We start from the raw sequence: 21,528 nt of genomic DNA, 5'->3' as shown, positions 1-21,528 counted from the left end.
CGGACACCGAAAGGTGCCTGGTGGTCTCATGCGGTGTCTGTGTCCGCGGTTTCGGATGTGATGCGAGGATGTTTCGGTGACCGCAGACCTGCACGCCGAACTCGTCTTGTCCCGCGCCGTGCGCGAAGTAGCGGAATTCGCCGACAGCGAGGGCTGGGGGCGCCCGCCGCAGATGTTCGCGCTGGTGCCCACCGCCGACCTGGTCGCCGCCGAACCCGGTTTGCTCGACCAACTGGACCAGGGCAACGAACTGACTCCGATCGCCCAGGAGCTGTTTCCCGACGACATCACCGGCGGCTCCATCGCCCTCGACGAATTCCTCGCCACCACCACCTGGCCGCCCGCGGTGCGCGGTTGCGTGCTGGTGCAGGAGATCGTGGTGCTACCGCCGGACGCCGAGAGCACCCTGGACGACGCCCTCACGCCCCTGCTCGCCGACCACGAGGCCGCCGACGCCGCCGCCCGGGCCGCCGCGCACGCGCATCCGGACCGGCGCGCCGCGCGGCTGTTCACCGGGGTGCTGCGCGATGGAATGTCGCTGGCGCTGTTGCAGATCAAGCCCGACGAGGACGAGAGCTTTCCGGCGCTGGACCTGCGGACCTACCCGAACCTGGCCCCGAACGTGGTCGAGGCGCTGCACCACACCTTCGAGCAGGATCCCGACGACTAGTCCGGCACCCGCTCACCCGCAGCTGACCGGCTCGCGACCCGCGTTGATGTCCTCGAGCGATTTCACCGCGGTGTCGAGGGTGTCGACCTTGACCAGGCGCAGCCCGTCGGGCGTGCGGGCCCGGGCCTCGTTGCAGTTCGCGGCGGGCACCAGGAAGGTCTCCGCGCCGGCATCGCGCGCGGCCATCATCTTGTACTGGATGCCGCCGATCGGGCCGACCTTGCCGTCCTGCTCGATGGTGCCGGTGCCCGCGACGAACTTGCCGCCGTCGAGTTCGCCCGGGGACAGCTTGTCGATCAGCGCGAGGCTGAACATCAGGCCCGCGGACGGGCCGCCGATATCGGCGAGGTTGAAGGTGACCTGCATCGGCGGGCGGGCGCCCTCGGCCGGGGTGACGCCGAGGTAGCCCTTGGCCGGGTCGTCGGGACGGGCCGCCAGGGTGATCTCGACGGTCTGCTCGGTGTTGTCCCGGCGCAGGACGATGCTCAGTTTGCTGCCCGGCGGCTGCGCGGACACCGCGGTCACCACGTCCTTGGGGGCGGCGATCGGCGCGCCGTTGATGCTGACGATCTCGTCGCCCGGCTGCAGCACGTCGTGCGCGGGGCCGTCCTCGCCGACCTTGCGCACCAGCACCACGGTCGGCAGCTTCAGGTAGTGCAGCGCGGCGACCTCGGCGTTGCCCTCGGAATCCTTGAAATCCTGCTGGTTGGACTTGTCGATCTCCTCGCGCGGCACCCCGGGCGGGTACACCTCGGCGCGCGGCACCAGGCCGTGCTCGCCGCTGGCCCAGAAGCCGAACGCCTCGAAAAGGTTCAGGCCGTCGCGCACCGAGACGGTGGTCATATTGAGATGGCCGGTCGTCGGATCGACCTCGGTGCCGACCACGTCCACCACCTGCTTGCCGTCCACCTCACCCAGGGTGTTGAAGGTGGGGCCGGGGCCGAGTGCGACGTAGGGCACAGTGATGACTGTGCCGAGCACCCCGAGTACGAGCACCGGGACGAGGGCGGCCAGCAGGGTCCAGATCCGACGATTCACCAGGCCCACCATAGTGATAGACCCCGCGTGGCGGCGGCAGAGGCAGCTTTTCCAGGCCCGCGCGTCGGTCCCGGTTTCGCGGTGCGCGAACACCAGCCACCAGGGCCGAACGAGTAGCGTGAGAGTCATGAGTGACTTGCCGTTCGGCTTCTCGGACCGTGACGACGACGATGCGCGCAAACGTGACGAAGCGCAAGGCTCCGGGGCCGGCGACCCGTTCGGTTTCGGCCTCGGCGGGTCCGGTGCGGGCTTCGACCCGTCTCAGCTCGGGCAGATGCTGACCCAGCTGGGCCAGATGTTCAGCGGCATGGGTCAGCCGGGTAGCGCGCAGTCCGGGCCGGTGAACTACGACGTAGCCAAGCGCCTGGCGCGCCAGCAGCTGGGCGCGGACGTCACCCCGGTCACCGAGAGCACCGCCAAGGCCATCGCCGATGCCGCGCACCTGGCCGAGCTCTGGCTCGACGGCGCGACCACGCTGCCCGCGGGCGCGACCAAGACGGCCGCCTGGACCGCGAACGACTGGATCGAGGAGACGGTCCCGACCTGGAAGCGGCTCTGCGATCCGGTGGCCCAGCAGGTCAACGGCATGTGGACCGCGCAGCTGCCGGAGGAGGCCCAGGAGCTGGCGGCGCCGATGATGGGCATGCTCAGCCAGATGGGCGGCCTGGCCTTCGGCTCGCAGCTCGGCCAGGCCCTCGGTCAGCTCGCCAAGGAGGTCCTGACCTCCACCGACATCGGCGTGCCGCTGGGCCCGAGCGGCACCGCTGCCCTGCTGCCCGCCGCGATCTCGGAGTTCAGCGCGGGCCTGGAGCAGCCCGAGAGCGAGATCATGGTGTTCCTCGCCGCGCGCGAGGCCGCGCACCAGCGCCTGTTCGGCCACGTGCCGTGGCTGCGGCAGCAGGTGCTCGGCGCGGTGGAGAGCTACGCGCGCGGGATCAAGATGGACTTCTCCTCGATCGAGGAGGCCGCGCAGGGCATCGACCCGATGGCGCTCGGCGATCCGGCCAAGCTGCAGGAACTGCTGTCGCAGGGCGCGTTCGAACCGCAGACCAGCCCGGAGCAGAAGCAGGCGCTCGAACGCCTGGAGACGCTGCTGGCCCTGATCGAGGGCTGGGTGCAGGTCGTGGTCGCCGAGGCGGTCGGTGACCGGCTGCCCGGTGCGGGCGCCCTGGCCGAGACGCTGCGCCGCCGCCGGGCCACCGGCGGCCCGGCCGAGCAGACCTTCGCCACCCTGGTCGGGCTGGAGCTGCGCCCGCGCAAGCTGCGCGAGGCCGCGGCGCTGTGGAAGCGGCTCACCGACGACGCGGGCATGGAGAAGCGCGACGGCGTGTGGGCCCACCCGGACCTGCTCCCCGACTCCGACGATCTGGACCATCCGGCCGGGTTCATCGATTCGGTGATCGGCGGCGGTACCGGCGCCTTCGACGATCCGCTGGCGCAGCTGGCCGAAACCGAGGCCCGGGAGCGCGATTCGGGCGAGACGGCCAAGCAGGAGGGCGAGGACGACAAGCCCGAGGACACCGGCAAGTCCTAGCGATCGTCCTGTGAAAATCGGAAACCCCTGTGTGTAACAGGGGTTTCCGTCATTTTCGGGTGCGCCGCGTCCGCCCATACTCGGCCCATGACATCGACACCTCTCGCCGCCACCGGCCACAGCGGCCCGATGCTGCACCCCCGGGTGATGATCCTGGTGCGCCCGTCCGGCGCGGTACAGCTGGGCTGGGATCCCGACACCGCGGTCGTGCTCGACCCGGACGATCTGGACACCGCGAGTGTGCTCAGCTTCCTGCGCCTGCTCGACGGGATGCGCACCCGCCCCCAGATCCTCTGGCTCGCCGAGGAATCCGGGGTGCTGCCCGCCCAGGCATTGGCGCTGCTGGGCGCGATCGACGATGCCGGGTTGCTGCTACAGCCCGATCCGCCGGAGAGCCGGATCCGGTCGGTCCGGGTGCACGGCTTCGGGCCGCTCGCCGACGCGATCGGGCTCGGCGTGCGCCGCCTGGGCATTCGGCCGGTCCGCTCGCGCGGCTACCCGGTTGGCACCGAGGTCGGCGCCTGGCGCGACGGCTTGGTGCTGCTCACCGATACCGCGGTCATCGATCCGCGCCTCGCCAACGACCTTGTCCTGCATCGCATTCCCCATCTCGCGGTCCGCATTCGCGATGGCAAGGGCGTGGTGGGTCCGCTGGTACTGCCCGGCCGCAGCAGCTGCCTGCGCTGCGCCGACCTGACCCGCACCGATCTCGACCCGGCCTGGCCGCATCTGGCGGCGCAATTGCTCGGCCGGGTCGGGCAGGCCTCCCCCGCCGCCGTGGCGGCAACCGCAGCGCTAGCGCTCGGCGAGTTGGAGTCGATCTTGACCTGCTCGGCCACGCGCACCTTGGGCACGCTCGACGGCACCCTGGAGCTGGATCTGGGCTCACACCGGATCCAGCGCCGCGATTGGGCGCCACATCCCGCCTGCGGTTGCCACGATGTTTGCGCAGGTGGGCAAGATGAGTGACGCACGAGTCTCGAGTTTGCCATGGCAAACTCCGGGGTCCGTCGGCCATGATGGGTACGTGTCTGAGATTGTGCGCCGTGGCTCATCCCGAAATGCCAAGTTAGCCAAGATTCCGCTGGGGATCGCCGGTCGGGCGGCCGTCGGGTTCGGCAAGCGGCTGGCCGGTGGCGACAAATCCGAGATCAGCGCCCAGCTCAACCAGAAGGCCGCCGCGCAGTTGTTCACCGTCCTCGGCGAACTCAAGGGCGGCGCAATGAAATTCGGCCAGGCGCTGAGCGTGATGGAAGCCGCGATCCCGGAGGAATTCGGCGAGCACTACCGCGAGGCCCTGACCAAGCTGCAGGCCGCGGCGCCGCCGATGCCCGCCGCCACGGTGCACCGGGTGCTGGACGCGCAGCTGGGCACGCAGTGGCGCCAGCGGTTCCAGTCCTTCGACGACACCCCGGCCGCCTCGGCGAGCATCGGGCAGGTGCACAAGGCGGTGTGGTCGGATGGCCGCGTCGTCGCGGTGAAGGTGCAGTACCCCGGCGCCGACGAGGCGTTGCGCGCCGATCTCAAGACGCTGTCGCGGATGACGGGTCTGCTCGCCTCGGTGATTCCCGGCGCGGATGTGAAGCCGATCCTCGCCGAGATCACCGAGCGCACCGAGGAGGAGCTGGATTACCGCAACGAGGCGCGCAACCAGCGCGCCTTCGCCAAGGCCTTCGAGGGGCACCCGCGCATCGTGATCCCCAAGGTGGTCGCGGGCGCGCCGAAGGTGATCGTCACCGAATGGCTGGACGGCACCGCGGTTTCCACGATCATCTCCGAGGGCGCCGCCGACCTCGCGGGCAGCTACGAGCGGCGCAACCGGGTGGCCGGGCTGATGGGTGAGTTCCACTTCTCCTCGCCCGAGATCGCCGGCCTGCTGCACGCCGATCCGCACCCGGGCAACTTCATGATGCTGCCCGACGGCCGGCTCGCGGTCATCGACTTCGGCGCCTGCGCGCCGCTGCCCGACGGCTACCCGAAGATCCTCGGGCAGATCATCGGGCTGGCCGTCGAGGAGCGCTTCGACGAGCTCACCCAGGTGCTCTACGACAACGGCTGGATCATCCCGGGCCGCACCGTCACCCATCGCGAGATCGCCGACTTCCTGCGCCCGTTCACCGACCCGATCCGCACCGAGTCCTTCCACTTCACCCGCAAGTGGATGCAGCGGGTGGCCGGCAAGGCCACCGACATCACCAGCGCGGAGATGAAAACCTCACGGGCGATGCAGCTTCCGGCCGAGCACGTGATGATCTTCCGGGTGCTCGGCGGGTCGGTGGGCATCCTGGCGCAGCTGGACGCCGAGTTGCCCTTCATGGGCCTGGCCAATCAGTGGCTGCCCGGCTTGCGCGAGGAGCGCGGCGAACTCACGAGCTGAGCAGCGCCGCCGGGTGAGCGGATCCGCGCCCCTCGGTCCAGCCGACACCCCGACGGCTGGACCGAATGACCTGTGCTCGTTTCGGCCGACAACGCAAACGAACCGCCCACCAGATCACGCGGTGAGCGGTTCGTATGCTTTCTCGTTCCTGGGCGCGCCAGCGGACCGCCAGAGTCCGTAGGGCCTCGAGGACCGGAGGGAGGTATGCCGTCAGCCACGGCATGAGCGGGGAATTGCCGCTCATGCCGGGACCGCGACCTTACGCGGACGACCACGGGGACGCTTGCGGGCGATCACGACACCCTGGTCGAAGATCTCACCGCCCCACACACCCCAGGGCTCGCCCCGATCGATGGCCGCGGTGAGGCAGCCCTTCCGGATGGGGCAGGCCGCGCACAGGGTCTTGGCCTCCTCCAACTGCGCCGGGCTCTCGGCGAACCAGAGATCGGGATCTCCGGCTCGGCAAGGAACGGTCGCAGTGGCCTCCCGAGTACGGGTAGACCGTGCCACGGTGCGGCATGTCACGTCAGTAGCGGCGTCAGGCCACTTCTCAGCGGTGAACACGTCGGTTCTCCTTCAGTTCGTTTGCAGCGGTTCGTTTACTTTTTCCACGAAACCGCTTCCAAACGGCTGAAGAGCCGCTTAAAAACAATGGCCACGGTTTCGCGGGTTGCGAGCCGTGGCCAGAAGGTCTGGGAGGTGTCCCCTACCTAGTTCGACATCTCTGTCGATTTCTGATCACGGTCGCTGGGTCTTCTGCGGTGCGGAGGCGGTTCGCCATTCCGTCGGCGGCGGGGTTGATACCCACCGGCTCATAACCGGAATCGATGGCGAAGACGCCGACTGCCGCGTGTGCGGCGGCCAGATGCCAAGCACCGCCGGCGGGCTTGTCCGTCTGTCGCTGGACGCAAATCGGGTACGTGAACGAGCCGGCTTTCGCCGACAGGTTGACGTTGGACTCGAGTGCGCTGACGCCGGACAGACCGATCCCCTGCAAAGCGGAGATCCCCCGGGAGGCCGACATGGCCGCACCAGCCGCAACGCTGTGAGCGCTGAAGCTTCTGACTGCGATTGTGTTGCTCATTGGTCTGCCTCCCTCCTTCTCTCTGTCGATCCGTCAACTGTGCGCGCTGGGATTACCTCCCGGTGCGTGTTCCCACCATATGCAATGCCGGAGAAACCGACAACCTATTTTCTACCTGCGGTTTTGTGGGTTTCTCCGAGCGATCTTCGGGCTCAGCGGGTTTCGGCCGCCCGTGGTGTGGGTCACTGCGCGCGGGCGCGCACCCGCGAGGCGACGATCGCGAGCACATCCGCCCCGTACTCGGTGATCTTCTTGCCGCCGATGCCCGGGATGGCCTCCAGCGCCCGGTCGTCGGCAGGCAATTGCTCGGCTATCGCGGTCAGCGTGGTGTCGGTGAAGATGACGAACTCCCGCACGCGCAGCGCCTCGGCCTTCTCCGCCCGCCACTCCCGCAGCGCCTCCAGCAGGAGGGCGTCCATCTCGGCCGGGCAGCGCCGGCACCGGCCGAGCATGGTGGCGTAGGTCCCGATCAGCGGTTTCGCGCAGACCCGGCAGGACGGCCGGATCCCGCCGCCCTTCTTCTCCTTGACCGGCGCGGCAATGCGCGAGGCCGGCGAGTCGTCGGGGACGAGCCCGTTCAGGAACCGGGACCGCCGCCGGGTCCGCCGGCTGCCCTGGTTACGGGACAGCGCCCAGGACAGCCGCAGGTGCTCGCGGGCCCGGGTGACGCCCACGTAGAACAGCCGGCGCTCCTCCTCGAGGGCGGCCGGGTCGGAGACCGTGCCGTCGCCGGACAGCACGTGCTGGATCGGCAGGGTGCCGTCGACCAGGCCGACCAGGAACACCGCGTCCCATTCCAGGCCCTTGGCGGCGTGCAGCGAGGCCAGGGTGACGCCCTGGACCGTCGGAGGGTGCCGGGCCTCGGCCCGCGCGCCCAGTTCGCGCAGCAGGCCGTCGAGGTCGAGGTCTTCCTCGGTCGCGGTGAGTTCCTCGGTGAGCCGGACCAGGGCGACCAGCGACTCCCACTTCTCCCTGGCCTGCGCGCCCACCGGCTCGGCGGTGGTGAGCCCGACCGGGGCCAGCACCGCCTTCACCAGCGTGACCAGCTCGTTCCCGCTGCGCGCTTCGTCGGGCAGGTCATCGCGGGACGCGGCCTGGCGCAGCACGCTCATCGCCTGCCGGACCTCGGCGCGGTGGAAGAACCCCTCACCACCGCGCACCTGATACGGGATGCCCAGCTCGGTGAGCGCTTGTTCGTAGGCATCGGACTGGGCGTTGATCCGGTACAGCACCGCGATCTCCGCCGCCGCGACACCCGCCTTGATCAGCGCTTTGATCTGTGCCGCCACCGCGGCCGCCTCGGCCGGGGCGTCGTCGTATTCGGCGAAGACCGGCTCCGGGCCGTCGGCGCGCTGCCCGATCAATTGCAGCCGGGTTCCGGCGATCCGGCCGCGCGCGGCGCCGATCACCCGGTTGGCCAGCGACACCACCTGCGGGGTCGAGCGGTAGTCGCGTTCCAGCCGGACCACCGTCGCCTCCGGGAAGCGGCGGGAGAAATCCAGCAGGAAGGCCGGTGTCGCGCCGGTGAAGGAGTAGATGGTCTGGTTGGCGTCGCCGACCACGGTCAGATCGTCGCGATCGCCCAGCCAGGCGTCGAGCACCCGCTGCTGCAGCGGGGTGACGTCCTGATATTCGTCGACGACGAAACTGCGATAGCGACTGCGGAATTCGTCGGCGACGGCTGGATAATCCTCCAGGGCGGCGGCGGTGTGCAGCAGCAGATCGTCGAAGTCGAGCAGCAGGCCGTCCGGTGTGGTCTTCAGGCTCTCGTAGGCGGTATAGGCCTCGGCGATTCGCGCCGGGTCGTAGGGCGTCTCGCGCCGGTGCTTGGCGACCGCCGCGGGGTAATCCTCCGGCGCGATCAGCGTGCCCTTGGCCCACTCGATCTCGCTGAGCAGATCCCGCACGCTCTCGGTGGCCGAGGACAGACCGGCCCGGTGCGCGGCCTGCGCCACGATCGGGAACTTCTTGTCGAGCAGCCGCCACGGCACATCGCCGACGATCTGCGGCCAGAAGTATTTGAGCTGCCGCAGGGCGGCCGCGTGAAATGTCCTGGCCTGCACCTGGTTCGCGTCACCACCGAGGCCCAGCTCGCGCAGCCGGCTGCGCATCTCGCCCGCCGCCCGCGCGGTGAACGTCACCGCCAGCACCTGATCGGACTTCACATGCCCGGCGGAGACCAGATGGCCGATCCGATGGGTGATCGTCCTGGTCTTGCCCGTCCCGGCCCCGGCTAGCACGCACACCGGCCCCCGCGGCGCCTTCACGGCGGCGGCCTGCTCGGGATCCAGGGCAGCGAGGTCGAGGGGCACGCGCACCATCATGACAGCCGGGTCCGACAGGCCGACGGGTCACCACGGACCTGCCGGTGCCGCACCCGCGGCGGCCCGGGGCCGAACGCGCGCATGCGGCCGACCCGGACTTTACTGATCATCGTGACCACGGAAACCTCGCAGCAGCCGGCGCCCACGCACGAGCGGCACGCCTCCTGGATGGAGCTGTTCTTCGACCTGGTCGCCGTCGCGGGCGTCCTGCAACTCACCCATCTGCTGCACGACGGCCCGACGCTCGGCGATTTCGGCCTGTATGTGCTGCTCTATCTGGCCTTCTGGATGGTCTGGGCGGTGATCATGCTGTACGGCAACATCGCCCGGGATCGCACCAACGTGCCGCTCATGCTGGCCGCCATGCTCGGGCTGGGGGTGCTGGCGGCCGCGGTGGCCGGATTGCCGGAACGGCACGCGACCGCGTTCGCCGCGGTCTATGTGGTGCTGCGCATCGCCTCCGGCGGGCTCTGGGGGCGGGGCAAGGTCGTGGTGGACTGGCCGATCGTCGAAATGGGCGCCGGGACGTTGCCGTGGGTGGTGTCGCTGTGGGTGCCCGAGCCGTGGAAGTACTGGTGCTGGGCGCTGGGCCTGGCGATGGACATGCTGATCATGTTCTTCGTCCGCGGTGATCGCCTCCTGGCCGGGATGCAGGAGCAGTTCGAGCGGCGGCTGAACCGGATCCGCCGGGTTCGCGAGATCGACGAGACACAGGTGCCGAAGATCGAAGCGCTGCACGCCGATCCGGCGCACCTGGGCGAACGCCTCGGCCTGTACGTGCTCATCGTGCTCGGCGAAGGCGTGATCGCGGTGATCTCCGCGGTCGGCGCGGAGGCCTGGACCGCCCAGATCCTGGTACTGGGCTTCGGGGCCTTCGTGATCCTGGCCGGGCTGTGGGCGCTGACGCTGATCTACGGCGGCGTGGTCGCCCGGCTGCTCGGCGGCTCGGTGCCCGAGACGGTGCTCTCGCGCCAGCACGTGATGGTCATGCACTGCTTCCTCACCGGCGCGATCGCCACCATCGCGGCCGGGCTGGGGCTGGCCATCGGCCACGCCTCCGGGCATCTGACGGCCGGCATCGGCTGGACCCTGTGCGGCGGCGCGGCGGCCTACTTCGCGATCAACGCCTTCGTCGGCCTCTGGTCACCGCCGGGCTGGCGGTGGAGTCTGAGCTGGCCGGTGCCGTGCGCGGTGCTCGCGGTGACGCTGGGTATCTTCGCCCCGCACCTCGGCGCGCTGGGCGCGGTCGGTGGGCTGGCCGCCCTGATCCTGTGGCCGGTGCTGTGGGAATACCGCACCGAGCGGCGGCTGCGGCAAGCGGCGGTGGACAAGGAACAGGATGGTGGCGATGCGCGTTGAACCGACCGTGACTGACGCAAAGGTTGATCTGACGATGTACTCGACCACCTGGTGTGGCTACTGCCGGCGGCTGAAGAAGCAGCTGGACGAGTCCGGCATCAGCTATGTCGAGATCGATATCGAGCAGGACCCGGCCTCGGCCGAGTTCGTCGGCAGCGTCAACAACGGCAACCATGTGGTGCCGACGGTGAAGTTCGCCGACGGCTCCACCGCGACGAACCCGTCGCTGGTCGCCGTCAAAGAGCACCTCGCGACGCTGACCTAGGCGTCGAGCTCCGCCCAGGATTCGACGATGGTGCGGGCGATCGAGATCGAGCCGGGCAGCAGCAGGCGATTGCCCTGCTGCTGCGCGGACCAATCGCCCAGCGCCAGCGCTTCGCGCACCTCGGCGCGGGTGAACCAGTGCGCCTCGGCGATCTCGCCGTCGGAGAAGACCAGCGGCTGTTCCGGATCGGCCACGGCTTCGAACCCGAGCATCAGCGACCGCGGGAACGGCCACGGCTGGCTGCCGAGATAGTGGATGTCGCGCAGATCGACGCCGACCTCCTCCTTGATCTCGCGCTCCACGCAGCGTTCCAGCGATTCCCCCGCCTCCACGAACCCGGCCAGCAGCGAGAACAGCGTCTCGGGCCAGGTGTGCTGGCGGCCGAGCAGCACCCGGTCGCCGCCGTCGTGGATCAGGCAGATCACCGCGGGATCGATGCGCGGGAACTCCTCGTAGCCGCTCTCGGTGACCCGCGACCAGCCGCCCTTCGAGGCGACCGTCACGCTGCCGTCGGCGGCGTGGAAACCGGCCTTGTCGTGCCAGTTCAGCAGGGCGATCGCGGTGGAGAGCAGGCCCGCGGTGTAATCGTCGACCACGTTCGCGGCCACCCGCAGGTCCATCAGCGTGCCGGTGATCTCGTTGTCGCGCACCGCCCACACGTGCTGGTCCGCGCCGAGACCGAGGAACACCGCGGCCGGATTCGGCTCGGCGGACAGCTCGGTGGCCGCGTCGAGCACCAGCGCGGTGCCCTCGAAGCGCACCTGGCCGCGCTTGTTCACGCGCAGCAACCGGGCCTGCGCCCAGCCTTCCTTCAGCGCTTGCTCATCGGCTCGGACCTCCTCGGCCCGGTCGAAGACGGAACGGGAGAGCAGCGGGACACCATTCAGCTGAAATGACACGCTTCGAGAGTAGACCCCGCGGAAATCACTTCTGCGTGCGGCGAATGTAGAGCAGCTTGTCGCCCGCCTCGATCGCGTCCACCGCGGGCTCGCCCACCCGGATCAGCACGCCGCCGCGCACCACACCCAGCACGATATCGCTGAGATGCCTTGGCGAACCGCCGATTTCGGACGGCTCGATCTCGCGTTCGGCGACCGCGAAACCCTGCTCGGGGGTGAGCAGGTCCTCCATGATCTCCACGACGTTCGGCGTGGTGGTGGCGACGCCGAGCAACCGGCCCGCGGTCTCGGAGGAGACCACCACCGAGTCCGCGCCGGATTGCCGCAGCAGATGGGTGTTCTCGGCCTCGCGGACCGCGACCACGATCTTCGCGGCCTTGTTCAGTTCGCGGGCGGTCAGCGTGATCAGGACCGCGGTGTCGTCGCGGTTGGCGGCGACCACCACCGAGGAGGCGTTCTGCACGCCCGCCAGCCGCAGCACGTCGGACTGGGTCGCCGAGCCGTGCACGGTCACCAGGCCCGAGTTCGCGGCGGCTTCCAGCGCCACCAGATTGGTGTCGACCACCACGATGTCGGCGGGCTGCACGCCGTCGCCGAGCATGGCGTCGATCGCGGTACGACCCTTGGTGCCGTATCCGACGACCACGGTGTGATTACGCACGCTGCGCCTCCAACGCTGAATCTTGAATGCCTGCCGGGAACGTTCGGTGAGCACGCCGAGGGTGGTACCGACGAGCACGATGAGGAACAGCACGCGCAACGGCGTGATGACGATGATGTTGGCCAGCCGCGCCGCCGGCGACACCGGGGAGATATCGCCGTAACCGGTGGTCGACAGCGACACCGTCGCGTAGTAGAACGCGTCCAGGAAGGACAGCTCGTCCTCGGACACATCGCGATAGCCGTCGCGCCCGATGTAGACCACCAGCGCCGCGGTGAAAAGCAACCCGACCGCGAACAGCACCCGACGCACCAGCTGCGTCCACGGACTGTTCTGCACCTCCGGGATCCGCAGCACGCCGACCAGCGCGAAGTGCGGGCGGGCCGAGACGCCCCGCTTGTTGGCGTTCTCCTCGAACTCACTCAACACCGGTCTCACCACCCCTGTCGCGGCTCTCGACGAACTCCGGCATGACATCTCGCTCCGGCACGACACGGGAGCCTACCGCGCAATCCGCGTGATGCCCGGTCGAGGCGCACCACCCGGTCAGCACGGGCCGTACATAACAGGCCGAGCGGTACGGTGAGCCATGGCTCAGATCGAAAACGACAACGGCCGCCGGCCCGCGCTGGCCCTTGCCGCATTGCTATTCGGGAGCGGGGTGCTGCACTTCGCCATGCCGAAACCCTGGGACTCCATCGTGCCGCCCGCGCTGCCCGGACCGGCCCGCACCTACACCTACGCCTCCGGGGTCGCCGAACTCGGCGTGGCCGCCGCGCTCGCGGTGCCGCGCACCCGCGGCTTCGGCGGACGGCTGGCCGCGCTGCTGTTCATCGCGGTGTTCCCGGCCAACATTCAGTTCACCGTCGACAAGCTGCGCAGCAAGAAGGCGTCGCCGGTCGTGAAAGCCGGTGCCGTCCTGCGGTTGCCGTTGCAGCTCCCGCTGATCACCCAGGCGTTGAAGGTGAGCCGCCAGGCCCGATAGGCGGCGGCGCCGCGGTCCGGATGAGCTCGGCGAGTTCGGCCGGGCCCGGCAGTTCGGCGGGCGCGACGGTGCGGCCGGTGCGGACGTAATGGAAAGCCGCACTGATCTTTTCGAGCATCGCGGCCTCGGTCGCGCCGGTGCGGGCGGCCATCAGGCGGGCCCAGGCCAGCCGGTAGATCGCCAGCTGCATGGCGACGGCCGGTTCGTCGGCCGGGGTCGGCACGGCGCCGGTCTTCCAGTCGACGACGACCCAGCCGCCGCCGGGCGTGGCGAAGACCGCGTCCATGCGGCCGCGGATGACGGTGCCCGCGATCGAGGTCTCGAACGGGATCTCCACCTCCACCGGACTGCGATTCGCCCACGGCGAGTTGAGGAACGCGTCCTGCATGCGGGTGAGCTCGGCGTCCACGCCGCCCGCGTCGGCGGTCTCCAGGTCGCCGACACCGGGCAGTTGATCCAGCCCCACCAGACGGCTGTCGTTGAACCAGCGCTGCACCCAGGCGTGGAACGCGGTGCCGCGGCGGGCCAGCGGGTTCGGCGGGAACGGCAGCGGGCGGCGCAGGCGCCGTGCGAGTTTCGCCGGATCGGCGCGCATCTCCACCAGCGCGGTCGCCGGAATCTGGCCCGGCAGTTCGACTTCCCGCGCCGCCGCCTGATCGGCCTCGAACTCGGCCAGGAGGGCGTCGACGTCGGAGGCCCAGCCGTCCGGGTCCGCCGGGTCGGCGGGTGGGGCGTAGTCGTCCGGTGGGGGGATGAAATCATCTGGTAGGGGGGCGAATTCGTCGAGGAGGGGTGGGAAGTCGTCAGGGGCGGAGAATTCGACCAGCGGGTGAGCGAAATCGTCTGGGAGGTGGTCGCTGGGCGCGAAATCGTCCGGTGGTGAGGAGAGATGGTCGGCGTCCGCGCGCGCGAAATCCTCCGGCGAGGGCATGCCTTCGTCGGCGGGCGGGTGGGCGAAATCGTCTGGTGGCGGGGCGTGTTCGTCGGTAGGCGGGGGTACGTCGTCCCACGGCAGGGTCGGTGGCAGGTCGTCCGGTGCGACGGCCTGGGTTTCGGGGCGGACGTAACCCGGTGGCAGGGGGACCGAGACAGCGGTCAGCTGTCCGCGTTCCCAGGGGGTCGGTGGGCTGGGGCGCTGGCTCCTGCGGACGCCAGGGGGCTGTGCACCCGCGGAACCGTCGTGTTGTGCGGGGGCGTCATGTTCAGCGGAGTCGCCGAGTCCGGCAGGATCACTGCGCTCGGCGAGGTCGTCTCGTTCGGCAGGATCACCATGTCCAGCGGGATCGTCACGGCCAGCAGAGTCGCGACTTCCAGCAGGATCGCCGAGCCCAGCAGAGTCGCCGAGGCCCGCCGGATCACTATCTCCAGCAGGATCATCGCGGCCAGCAGGATCGCCGAGTCCCGCAGAATCAGCGAGCCCGGCAGAACTACTGAGCTCGGCGGGATCGTCTACGGCATCGAGATCTACTGGTTCAGGGCGTGATTCGTTGATTGTGGGGGATTCGGGAGTGGTGTCGCGTGGTGGGCGGGCGGCTTCGGCGCGGAGTTCGGCCAAGGCGGCGCGGACCATGGCGGCGCCCTGTTCGATGGGGTCGCGGCGGTTGCCGAGGGGGTCGCGCGGCCACTCCGCGGTGGCGGGGTTGTCGGTGAAGGGGTTGACGGCGTCGGGTTCGGGCGGGTCGTCCCAGCGGGGGATGTCGATGGTGGCGCCGGTGTCGGCGGCGTTCTTCAGCTCCAGTAGGAAGTCGGAGGGGCCTTTGGGGGACGAACCGGTTTCGGCCCAGTGGTGCGACGTCACCATCAGCACGCGTTCGGTGCGGGTGAGTGCGACGTAGAAGAGGCGGCGTTCTTCGTCGATGCGCCGGCGTTCCAGCGCTTCCTTGTGCGCCTTGATGGCGCGCTCCAGGTCGGCGCGGTCGTAGAGGTCGGAGAGTTCGAGCACCGGGACGCCCTCGGCGGCGTCCTCCTGGATGCGGTCGCCGCGCAGGGTGGTGGGGAGTTCGGCTAGTGCGCCGAGCCAGGTGCCGGAGGCGGTTCCGGAGGGGAACACGCCGCGCACCACGTGCGGTACGGCGACGATCTCCCACTCCAGGCCCTTGGCGGCGTGCACCGTCAGCACCTGCACGCGATCCTTCGCCACCTCGATTTCGCCCGGCTCCAAACCGTTCTCGACGGATTCGGCGGCGGCGAAGAAGGCGAGCAGGCCGCTCAGCGAGGCGCCGGTGTCGGCGGCGTACCCGGCGACCACCTCGGCGAAGGCGTCCAAATGTTCCCGGCCCGCGCCGGTTCCGGCCATCGCGCGGCGAGCCTGGGTTTCCACGCCGACGCCGATGGTGCGCTCCACATCGGCGACGAGTTCGGCCAGTGGCTGGCCGCTGCGTTCGCGCAGGGCGCTCAGCTCCCGGCCGAGCGCCTCGATACGCACGAAACCGGCGTCCGAATAGTGTTCCGCGTCACCGGGATCCGCGATCGCGTCGGCGAGACCGGCCTGCTCGGCGGGCTCCGGCGCCACCTCGCGCAATGCCGCAGCGAGGGTGACGCTGTCGGTGATCTCGCCCGAATCGCCGCCGGAAAGCCGGCTGATCGACAGGTCGCGCGCGCGGCGGGCAAGCGCGGCGATATCCGCGACGCCGATACGCCAGCGGGCGCCGGTAAGGATGCGCATCGCGGCACTGCCCGCGGCCGGTTCGGCGATCAGGCGCAGGGTCGCGACGATATCGGCGACCTCCGGAGTTGCGAGCAGGCCACCGAGGCCGACGATCTCCACCGGCAGACCACGTGCGCGCAGAGCCTCCGCGAGCGGCGAGGCGTCGGCGTTTCGGCGCACCAAGACCGCGGACGTCGGCGGCGGCTCCTCGGCCGCCCGCCGGGCCGCCCACTCCTCCGCGATCCGCTCGGCAATCCAATCCCGTTCCTCGGCAACGGTTTCAGTGAGCGCCAGTTCGACGATCCCCTCCCCCGCATCCGGCTTCGCCCGCAACGCGTCAACGGTGACGCCACCCTTGTCGATAGCACTGCGACGCAGCGGATCCGCGACCAGATTCGCCACCGCCAGCGCCTCGGGCGGATTACGCCAACTGGTCAGCAGGGGCAGCGTCGGCGCGGGAACCCCCGGCGCACTGGGGAAGTCGGTAGCGAATCGCGGCAGATTCGCAGCGGACGCACCACGCCAGCCGTAAATGGACTGCATCGGATCACCAACAGCTGTAACCGCCAGCCGCGGTATGCCGCCGCCCATTTCCGCCGAAACAGTTCGATCGCCCGGCCCACGACCACCAGATCCTCCCGCCGCAACACGATCGCCCGACCTCTCCTCGGCACGATCGCCGAGTGCTACTCCGGCGCGGTCATCGGGTGCCGCCGCGTGGGGGCCGCCGGACGCCCCTGCACCACGGTCATCGGGCACCTCGGCCCCACGATCGGCGGATGCGCCCGCCGTATGGTCACCGGGCAGCTCCGCATTGCGATCGCCGGAAATCCCTGCGGCAGGGCTGGATTCGTCGGATGGCGCGCGGCCTGGAGTGCCGTCGAGGTCGTGTTCGACGTGGGTGGTCGTGCTGCGGCGTGTTGATTGTTTGGGGGGTGCGGGTTGTGGGGTGGTTCCGCCGAAGAGGGAGGCGAGGAGTACTCGTTGGGCGTGGCCGGTGTCTTGGTATTCGTCGAGCAGGACCAGGCGGAAGCGGGCGCGTTCGGCGGTGGCGACCTCGTGGTGTTCGGCGGCGAGGCGGGCCGCGAGCGACATTTGGGCGCCGAAGTCCAGGGCGCCGCGGCGGCGGAGGGCTTCGGCGAGTTGCTGGACCAGAGGCAGGAGCGCTACCCGTTCCTGTTGTACTTCGAGCAGGCCGCGCAGGGTTTGGCTGGGGCCGCCGCGCTGGCGCGGGCCGGCGGGCAGCGTGTAGACCAGCTTCTCGAGTTCGGTGTGCGCCTCGGCGAGTTGCTCGGCCTCGACCAGGTGCTCGGCCAGCTGGCCGGAGAGCGCGAGCACCGCCTCGGTGACCGAGACCGGGGTGCGGTCGGTGTCCAGATCACCGTCCCAGTTGCGCACGACCTGGTGGGCCAGCTGCCACAGCTGGGTCTGGGTGAGCAGCGTCGCCGACGGTTCCACGGGCAGCAACAGGCCGTGCTCGGTCAGCAGCCGGCCCGCGTAGGAGTGATAGGTGCTGATCTCCGGTTCCGCACCGGCCAGCTGCGCCCGCAGGCCGCCGGTCGAGTCGAGCTCCCGCAGCAGCGGCGCGCCCGCCAGCCGCGCGAGCCGCGTCCGGATGCGGGAGGTCAACTGCTGCGCGGCTTTTCGCGTGAACGTCAGCCCGAGCACCTGATCCGGCAGCACCAGCCGATTGGCCACCATCCACACCACACGCGCGGCCATCGTCTCGGTCTTACCCGCCCCGGCCCCGGCGACCACCAGCGTCGGCCCAGCGGGCGCGGCGATGACCGCGGCCTGCTCGTCCGTCGGCGGCGGCAGACCGAGCGCCTCGGCCAGCTGCCGCGGAGACACGTGGGTCATGCCCGCACCCCGGAATGAGCCGTATGAATGATCGGCGGGTTCATTCGTCGGTCACCTGCCGTCCGGTGTCCTGGACGGGGCACGAGCCGGCGACGGCGCAGTGGCGGCAGCCGTCGTTGCGCATGGCGAGGTAGCTGGGGCCGCGGGTGGCGGCGGCGGCGTCGTGGATGGTGGTGCGCCACTGGTCGAGGGATTCGGCGTCCAGGGGTGGTTGCAGGCGTTGGGTGGCGCCCTCTTTGGTGCTGGGTTTGGCGACGTAGACGAGGCGGGCGCCACCGGGTTCGGCCGGGGTGGCGGCCGGGTCCGGTTCGGCCGCGGCCTCGGTGGGATCCAGGTCCGTGACGGAATCCGCTGGGGCGCTGTCGTTTTCGCCGAACGCGGCGTCGAGGGCGCCCATCGCGGCGGCGACCTGGTAGGTGGCGAGCTGGGCGTGGTCGACGGCGGCCTGTTTGGTGATGGGGGTCTTGCCGGTCTTCACATCGACGATGACGAAACGGCCCAGGGCGTCGCGTTCCAGGCGGTCGACGCGGCCGCGGATGCGCACGGCGCGTTCCTCGGCGGTGCGGGCGGGCAGTTCGCAGTCGACCGGGATTTCGACGCCGGCCTGGGTGAGTTCACCACGGGTGTTGTGCACCCAGGCCATGAAGGTTTCCAGCATCGCCTCGGTGCGGCGCAGTTCCTGGCGGGAGTGCCAGCCGGTGCCGGGATCGATGGCGCGCCAGGCTTTGTCCAGGGCGGCACGGACCTGGGTTTCGGGGACCCGGCCCGCCAGCGCCTGCACCAGGGTGTGCACCAGATTGCCGGTGACCGCGTGCGGATTGTCGCCGTCGGTGCCGCCGTGCCGTTCCAGGGCCCAGCGCAGCGGGCAGGTGCGCAGCAGTTCCACGGTGGACGGCGACAGCGCCACGGCACTGTCGTCATCGGCCCACAGCGAGTCGCCGGAACTGAGATCGCTGGTGCCGTACCAGTCTTCGGGATGGGTGCCCGGCACACCGGCGTGCGCGAGGCGGGCCAGCTGATGGGCGGCCCGGCCCCGCCGTTCCGGGTCGGCCTCGGGATCGCAGACCACGCCGCGCAATTCGGCCACCAGGGAGTGCATCACCAGGGCGCGACCGGGATCGGCGATGGGCAGCACGCCGGGTTCGCTCTCGTCGTCGTGGCCGAGCAACTCGGAGAGGAAACGCGAGGGAACGAGATCCCTTTCCCCCGAGACGGATTCGACCGCGGTGACCAGCAGCGAATGCCGGGCCCGGCTGCACGCGACGAGCAGCAGCCGACGCTCCTCGGCGAGGATCGGAGCGGCCCGGCTCACCTGCTCGCCGAGAACGATGCCCGCGGTCAGGTCGACGAGGTCCTCGGTGTGCAGCAGCGTGCCGCGCGGACGCGTGTTCGGCCAGATGCCTTCTTGCACCGCGGCGACGGCGACGACGTCCCATTCCCGGCCGGCCGCGGCGTGCGCGCTGACCAGCGCGACAGCTTCGCCGGGTGCGGTCAGCGGCGCGGTGTCCTGCGGAATCTCCTGCTGCACCAGGTATTCGACGAATCCGTCGATGCTCGCGCGCGGCAGTCGGTCCACATACGCGGCGGCCGCGTCGAACAGCCCGACGGCGGCGTCGAGATCGCGATCGGCCTGCATGCCCACCGCCCCACCGCGTTCGGACTGCGACACCCAGCGCCGCTCCAGCTGCGAGGTACTCCACAGCGCCCACATCACGTCTTCCAGGCCCGAGCCGCCCTTGCGCGCCGCGCGGGCCCGATCCAGGGCATCGAGCACCCGGCGCAGCGGCCGGGCCTCGACGTCGGTGAGCTTGTCCATGATGGCGCGATCGATCTCACCGATCAGCAAGCCGCGCAGGACATCCGCCGAGGACAGCTCGATCAGCGCTTCGAGATCGAGGATCTGCTCGTCCGCGTCGTCCGGCGCCGGGCCGGGTTCCCGGCGCTCCGGTTCGGTGGGCACGACGGGTGGCCGCCCCCGGCGGCTGTCGTCGGCGTGCTCGGCGACTTCCAGACCCCAGTCCAGATCGTCGCCGTACCAATCGGATTCGCTGACCCACTGTTCGGGATCGTAGGAACCCCAGTCGGGATCGTCGGTGTCCGCCGTGGTTTCCCCGGCCGCCGGATCCGCACGCTGCGCGGGATCAACCGAGTCAGGGTTGCTCTCCTCCTCGGGCGGCAGATCGCCGCCGTCGGAATCAGCACTCAGCCAATCGGATTCATCGACAAGCCGACCCTCCTCGGCATGCGGACCCACGTAATCCACAGGCGGCGAATCGGTTTCGCCCACCACCGAGGCAGCTCCACTGCGAACCGGCTTCCGCTGCGACTCGAGCACGCTACGCCGGATTCCGCGGCGCAACCGCCGCAGCGTGATCTGGTCGGCGCTCCCGAGCGGCCCGCCGAGCAGATCGAGCGCATCATCGGCGGTGAACATCTCCCCGGCGGCGCGCCGAGACCGCTCCGCGGCGAGCAGCGCCCGCAGGGCGAGCAGCATCCAGGCCGCGCCGCGCCTGCGCGCCAGCGGCACATCGAGCGCGGGCTGCTGCACCGGCACTCCGGCGGCGAGCAGGGCGCGCCGCAGCGGGGCCAGCGACAGCGGCACCGAGCGCACGATCACCGCCATCCGCGACCACGGCACCCCGTGCGTGAGATGGGCGCGGCGCAAATGGTCAGCGATCAGCGCGGCCTCCTTGGCCGGGGTGGCCAGCACCCGGACCCGGACGGTGGCGCCGTCGGCGTCGGGTTCGTCGGCCCGGCTGGGCAGCGTGAAGCGGTGCGGCGCGCTGGCGGGCAACTTGGCGGCGACCCGGGCGAGCGCGAGGTGCACCGCGGCGCCGGAGCGCTGGTTGCGCCGCAGCACGATCCGCCGTTCGGCGGGCACGTCGAGGTCGGCGACGAAGCTGGAGTCCGCGCCGCGGAAGGTGAAGATGGCCTGATCCGGATCGCCCGCGACGACGGCGGCGTGCGCGGCGGTGCCGATCACCCGGACCAGCAGGGCGGCCTGCGGGTCCAGGTGCTGGGCGTCGTCGACCAGCAGGTACCGGATGCGGTCGCGTTCGGCGGCAAGCAGGTTCGGGTCGGCGGCGAGCGCGTCCAGGGCCGCGCCGATCAGCTCGGCGGCGTCCAGCGCCGGCGCGGTGGCCTCGGGCGCCTCCACGCCGACCGACCAGCGCAACAGCATGGACTGCTCGTAGCGCACGGCGAAGCGGCCCGCGGCGACCCACTCGGACTTGCCGTGCTCGCGGCCGAGCTTGATCAGATCCTCGGGACCGATGCCGCGTTCGGTGGCGCGCAACATGAGGTCGCGCAACTGTTCGGCGAACCCGCCGAGGGCCAGCGCGGGTTGCAGCCGCTGCGGCCACAGCGCGTCGTTGCCGTCGGCGATGTCCGTCAAGTCCCCGCGCAGCATTTCGCGCAGCACGGCATCCTGCTCGGCACCGGTCAGCAAACGCGGCGGCGGGTTGCCGTGCACCAGCGCGTGCCGGCGCAGCACCGAGAACGCGTAGGAGTGCAGGGTCCGCACCAGCGGCTCGCGGGTGGCGCCGGGCACCCCGCCGTCGGTGCCGTCGGGCCCGGACAGCCGCGCGGTGATGGCATCGCGCACACTGCGCGCCGCCTGCTTGGAATGGGTCAGGAGCAGCACCGATTCCGGATCCGCGCCCGCCGCGATCCGTTCGGCGGCCAGGTCGATCAGCAGCGCGGTCTTGCCGGTGCCCGGGCCGCCGAGCAACTGCCACGGACGCCACCCCGGACGCGCCGGATCGGCCGAGGCGTGGGCTTCGAACAGCGCGCGCACCTCAGCGCCCCAGAGCCGCGCCCCGGGTG

15 protein-coding genes are annotated in these 21,528 nt (G+C 70.4%); 7 read left to right on the top strand and 8 right to left on the bottom strand.

What is annotated here, in order from left to right; translation table 11 throughout:
• Positions 1-76: 76 nt before the first annotated feature.
• Positions 77-670: a PPA1309 family protein gene (locus AB0H76_RS02615; protein ID WP_357316339.1), complete on the top strand. Its 594-nt coding sequence runs from the start codon at positions 77-79 to the stop codon at positions 668-670.
• 12 nt (positions 671-682) lie between these two features.
• On the opposite strand, the gene AB0H76_RS02610 is transcribed toward AB0H76_RS02615, so the two are convergent.
• Positions 683-1,708: a PDZ domain-containing protein gene (locus tag AB0H76_RS02610; RefSeq protein WP_357316336.1), complete on the bottom strand. Its 1,026-nt coding sequence runs from the start codon at positions 1,706-1,708 to the stop codon at positions 683-685.
• Positions 1,709-1,835: 127 nt separating this feature from the next.
• Here AB0H76_RS02610 and AB0H76_RS02605 point away from each other — a divergent pair, with 127 nt between their 5' ends.
• The 3 genes from AB0H76_RS02605 to AB0H76_RS02595 all read left to right on the top strand — a co-directional run bounded on the left by AB0H76_RS02605 (position 1,836) and on the right by AB0H76_RS02595 (position 5,619).
• Positions 1,836-3,242 carry a zinc-dependent metalloprotease gene (locus AB0H76_RS02605; protein ID WP_357316333.1) on the top strand — a complete coding sequence of 469 codons (1,407 nt, stop codon included), beginning with the start codon at positions 1,836-1,838 and terminating at the stop codon, positions 3,240-3,242.
• Between the two features lie 87 nt (positions 3,243-3,329).
• A complete protein-coding gene (locus AB0H76_RS02600; protein ID WP_357316329.1) occupies positions 3,330-4,211 on the top strand; it encodes a TOMM precursor leader peptide-binding protein in 882 nt (293 codons plus the stop codon).
• A 58-nt stretch (positions 4,212-4,269) separates the two neighbouring features.
• Positions 4,270-5,619, top strand: a complete 1,350-nt coding sequence (locus tag AB0H76_RS02595; RefSeq protein WP_357316326.1) for an AarF/UbiB family protein — start codon at positions 4,270-4,272, stop codon at positions 5,617-5,619.
• A gap of 240 nt (positions 5,620-5,859) precedes the next feature.
• On the opposite strand, the gene AB0H76_RS02590 is transcribed toward AB0H76_RS02595, so the two are convergent.
• The 3 genes from AB0H76_RS02590 to AB0H76_RS02580 all read right to left on the bottom strand — a co-directional run bounded on the left by AB0H76_RS02590 (position 5,860) and on the right by AB0H76_RS02580 (position 9,027).
• Positions 5,860-6,144 carry a WhiB family transcriptional regulator gene (locus AB0H76_RS02590; RefSeq protein WP_357316324.1) on the bottom strand — a complete coding sequence of 95 codons (285 nt, stop codon included), beginning with the start codon at positions 6,142-6,144 and terminating at the stop codon, positions 5,860-5,862.
• 181 nt (positions 6,145-6,325) lie between these two features.
• On the bottom strand, positions 6,326-6,703 hold the full coding sequence (locus AB0H76_RS02585) for a hypothetical protein (RefSeq protein WP_357316321.1): 378 nt from the start codon (positions 6,701-6,703) through the stop codon (positions 6,326-6,328).
• A 182-nt stretch (positions 6,704-6,885) separates the two neighbouring features.
• Entirely contained in the window at positions 6,886-9,027 is a 2,142-nt protein-coding gene (locus AB0H76_RS02580) for an ATP-dependent DNA helicase UvrD2 (protein WP_357316318.1), read from the bottom strand.
• 111 nt (positions 9,028-9,138) lie between these two features.
• Between AB0H76_RS02580 and AB0H76_RS02575 the strand changes: the two genes are divergently transcribed.
• Both AB0H76_RS02575 and AB0H76_RS02570 read left to right on the top strand, forming a co-directional pair.
• Positions 9,139-10,386 (top strand): low temperature requirement protein A, encoded by a 1,248-nt coding sequence (locus AB0H76_RS02575; RefSeq protein WP_357316316.1) that lies wholly within the window; start codon positions 9,139-9,141, stop codon positions 10,384-10,386.
• Positions 10,376-10,651, top strand: coding sequence for a mycoredoxin (locus tag AB0H76_RS02570; RefSeq protein ID WP_357320335.1), 276 nt, complete (start codon positions 10,376-10,378; stop codon positions 10,649-10,651). The genes AB0H76_RS02575 and AB0H76_RS02570 overlap by 11 nt, the downstream gene beginning before the upstream one ends.
• Here AB0H76_RS02570 and nudC read toward each other — a convergent pair.
• Positions 10,648-11,550 (bottom strand): NAD(+) diphosphatase, encoded by a 903-nt coding sequence (gene nudC / locus AB0H76_RS02565; protein WP_357316314.1) that lies wholly within the window; start codon positions 11,548-11,550, stop codon positions 10,648-10,650. The genes AB0H76_RS02570 and nudC overlap by 4 nt on opposite strands.
• 25 nt (positions 11,551-11,575) lie before the next feature.
• The gene (locus AB0H76_RS02560; RefSeq protein ID WP_357316311.1) at positions 11,576-12,640 is read right to left on the bottom strand and encodes a potassium channel family protein; all 1,065 of its coding nucleotides are present in this window, start codon (positions 12,638-12,640) and stop codon (positions 11,576-11,578) included.
• 160 nt (positions 12,641-12,800) lie between these two features.
• On the opposite strand from AB0H76_RS02560, the gene AB0H76_RS02555 reads away from it, so the two are divergent.
• Positions 12,801-13,196 (top strand): hypothetical protein, encoded by a 396-nt coding sequence (locus tag AB0H76_RS02555; RefSeq protein WP_357316308.1) that lies wholly within the window; start codon positions 12,801-12,803, stop codon positions 13,194-13,196.
• Here AB0H76_RS02555 and AB0H76_RS02550 read toward each other — a convergent pair.
• Positions 13,159-17,703, bottom strand: coding sequence for a UvrD-helicase domain-containing protein (locus AB0H76_RS02550; RefSeq protein ID WP_357316305.1), 4,545 nt, complete (start codon positions 17,701-17,703; stop codon positions 13,159-13,161). The two genes, AB0H76_RS02555 and AB0H76_RS02550, sit on opposite strands and share 38 nt — an antisense overlap.
• A 40-nt stretch (positions 17,704-17,743) precedes the next feature.
• Positions 17,744-21,499, bottom strand: a complete 3,756-nt coding sequence (locus tag AB0H76_RS02545; protein WP_357316302.1) for an ATP-dependent DNA helicase — start codon at positions 21,497-21,499, stop codon at positions 17,744-17,746.
• Positions 21,500-21,528: the final 29 nt, after the last annotated feature.

The organism is Nocardia sp. NPDC050712 (assembly GCF_040654295.1).
In the GTDB taxonomy this organism is placed as follows: Bacteria; Actinomycetota; Actinomycetes; order Mycobacteriales; family Mycobacteriaceae; genus Nocardia.
The sequence above is the reverse complement of the archived record's forward strand: the minus strand, read 5'-3'. Positions and strand labels throughout refer to the sequence as shown.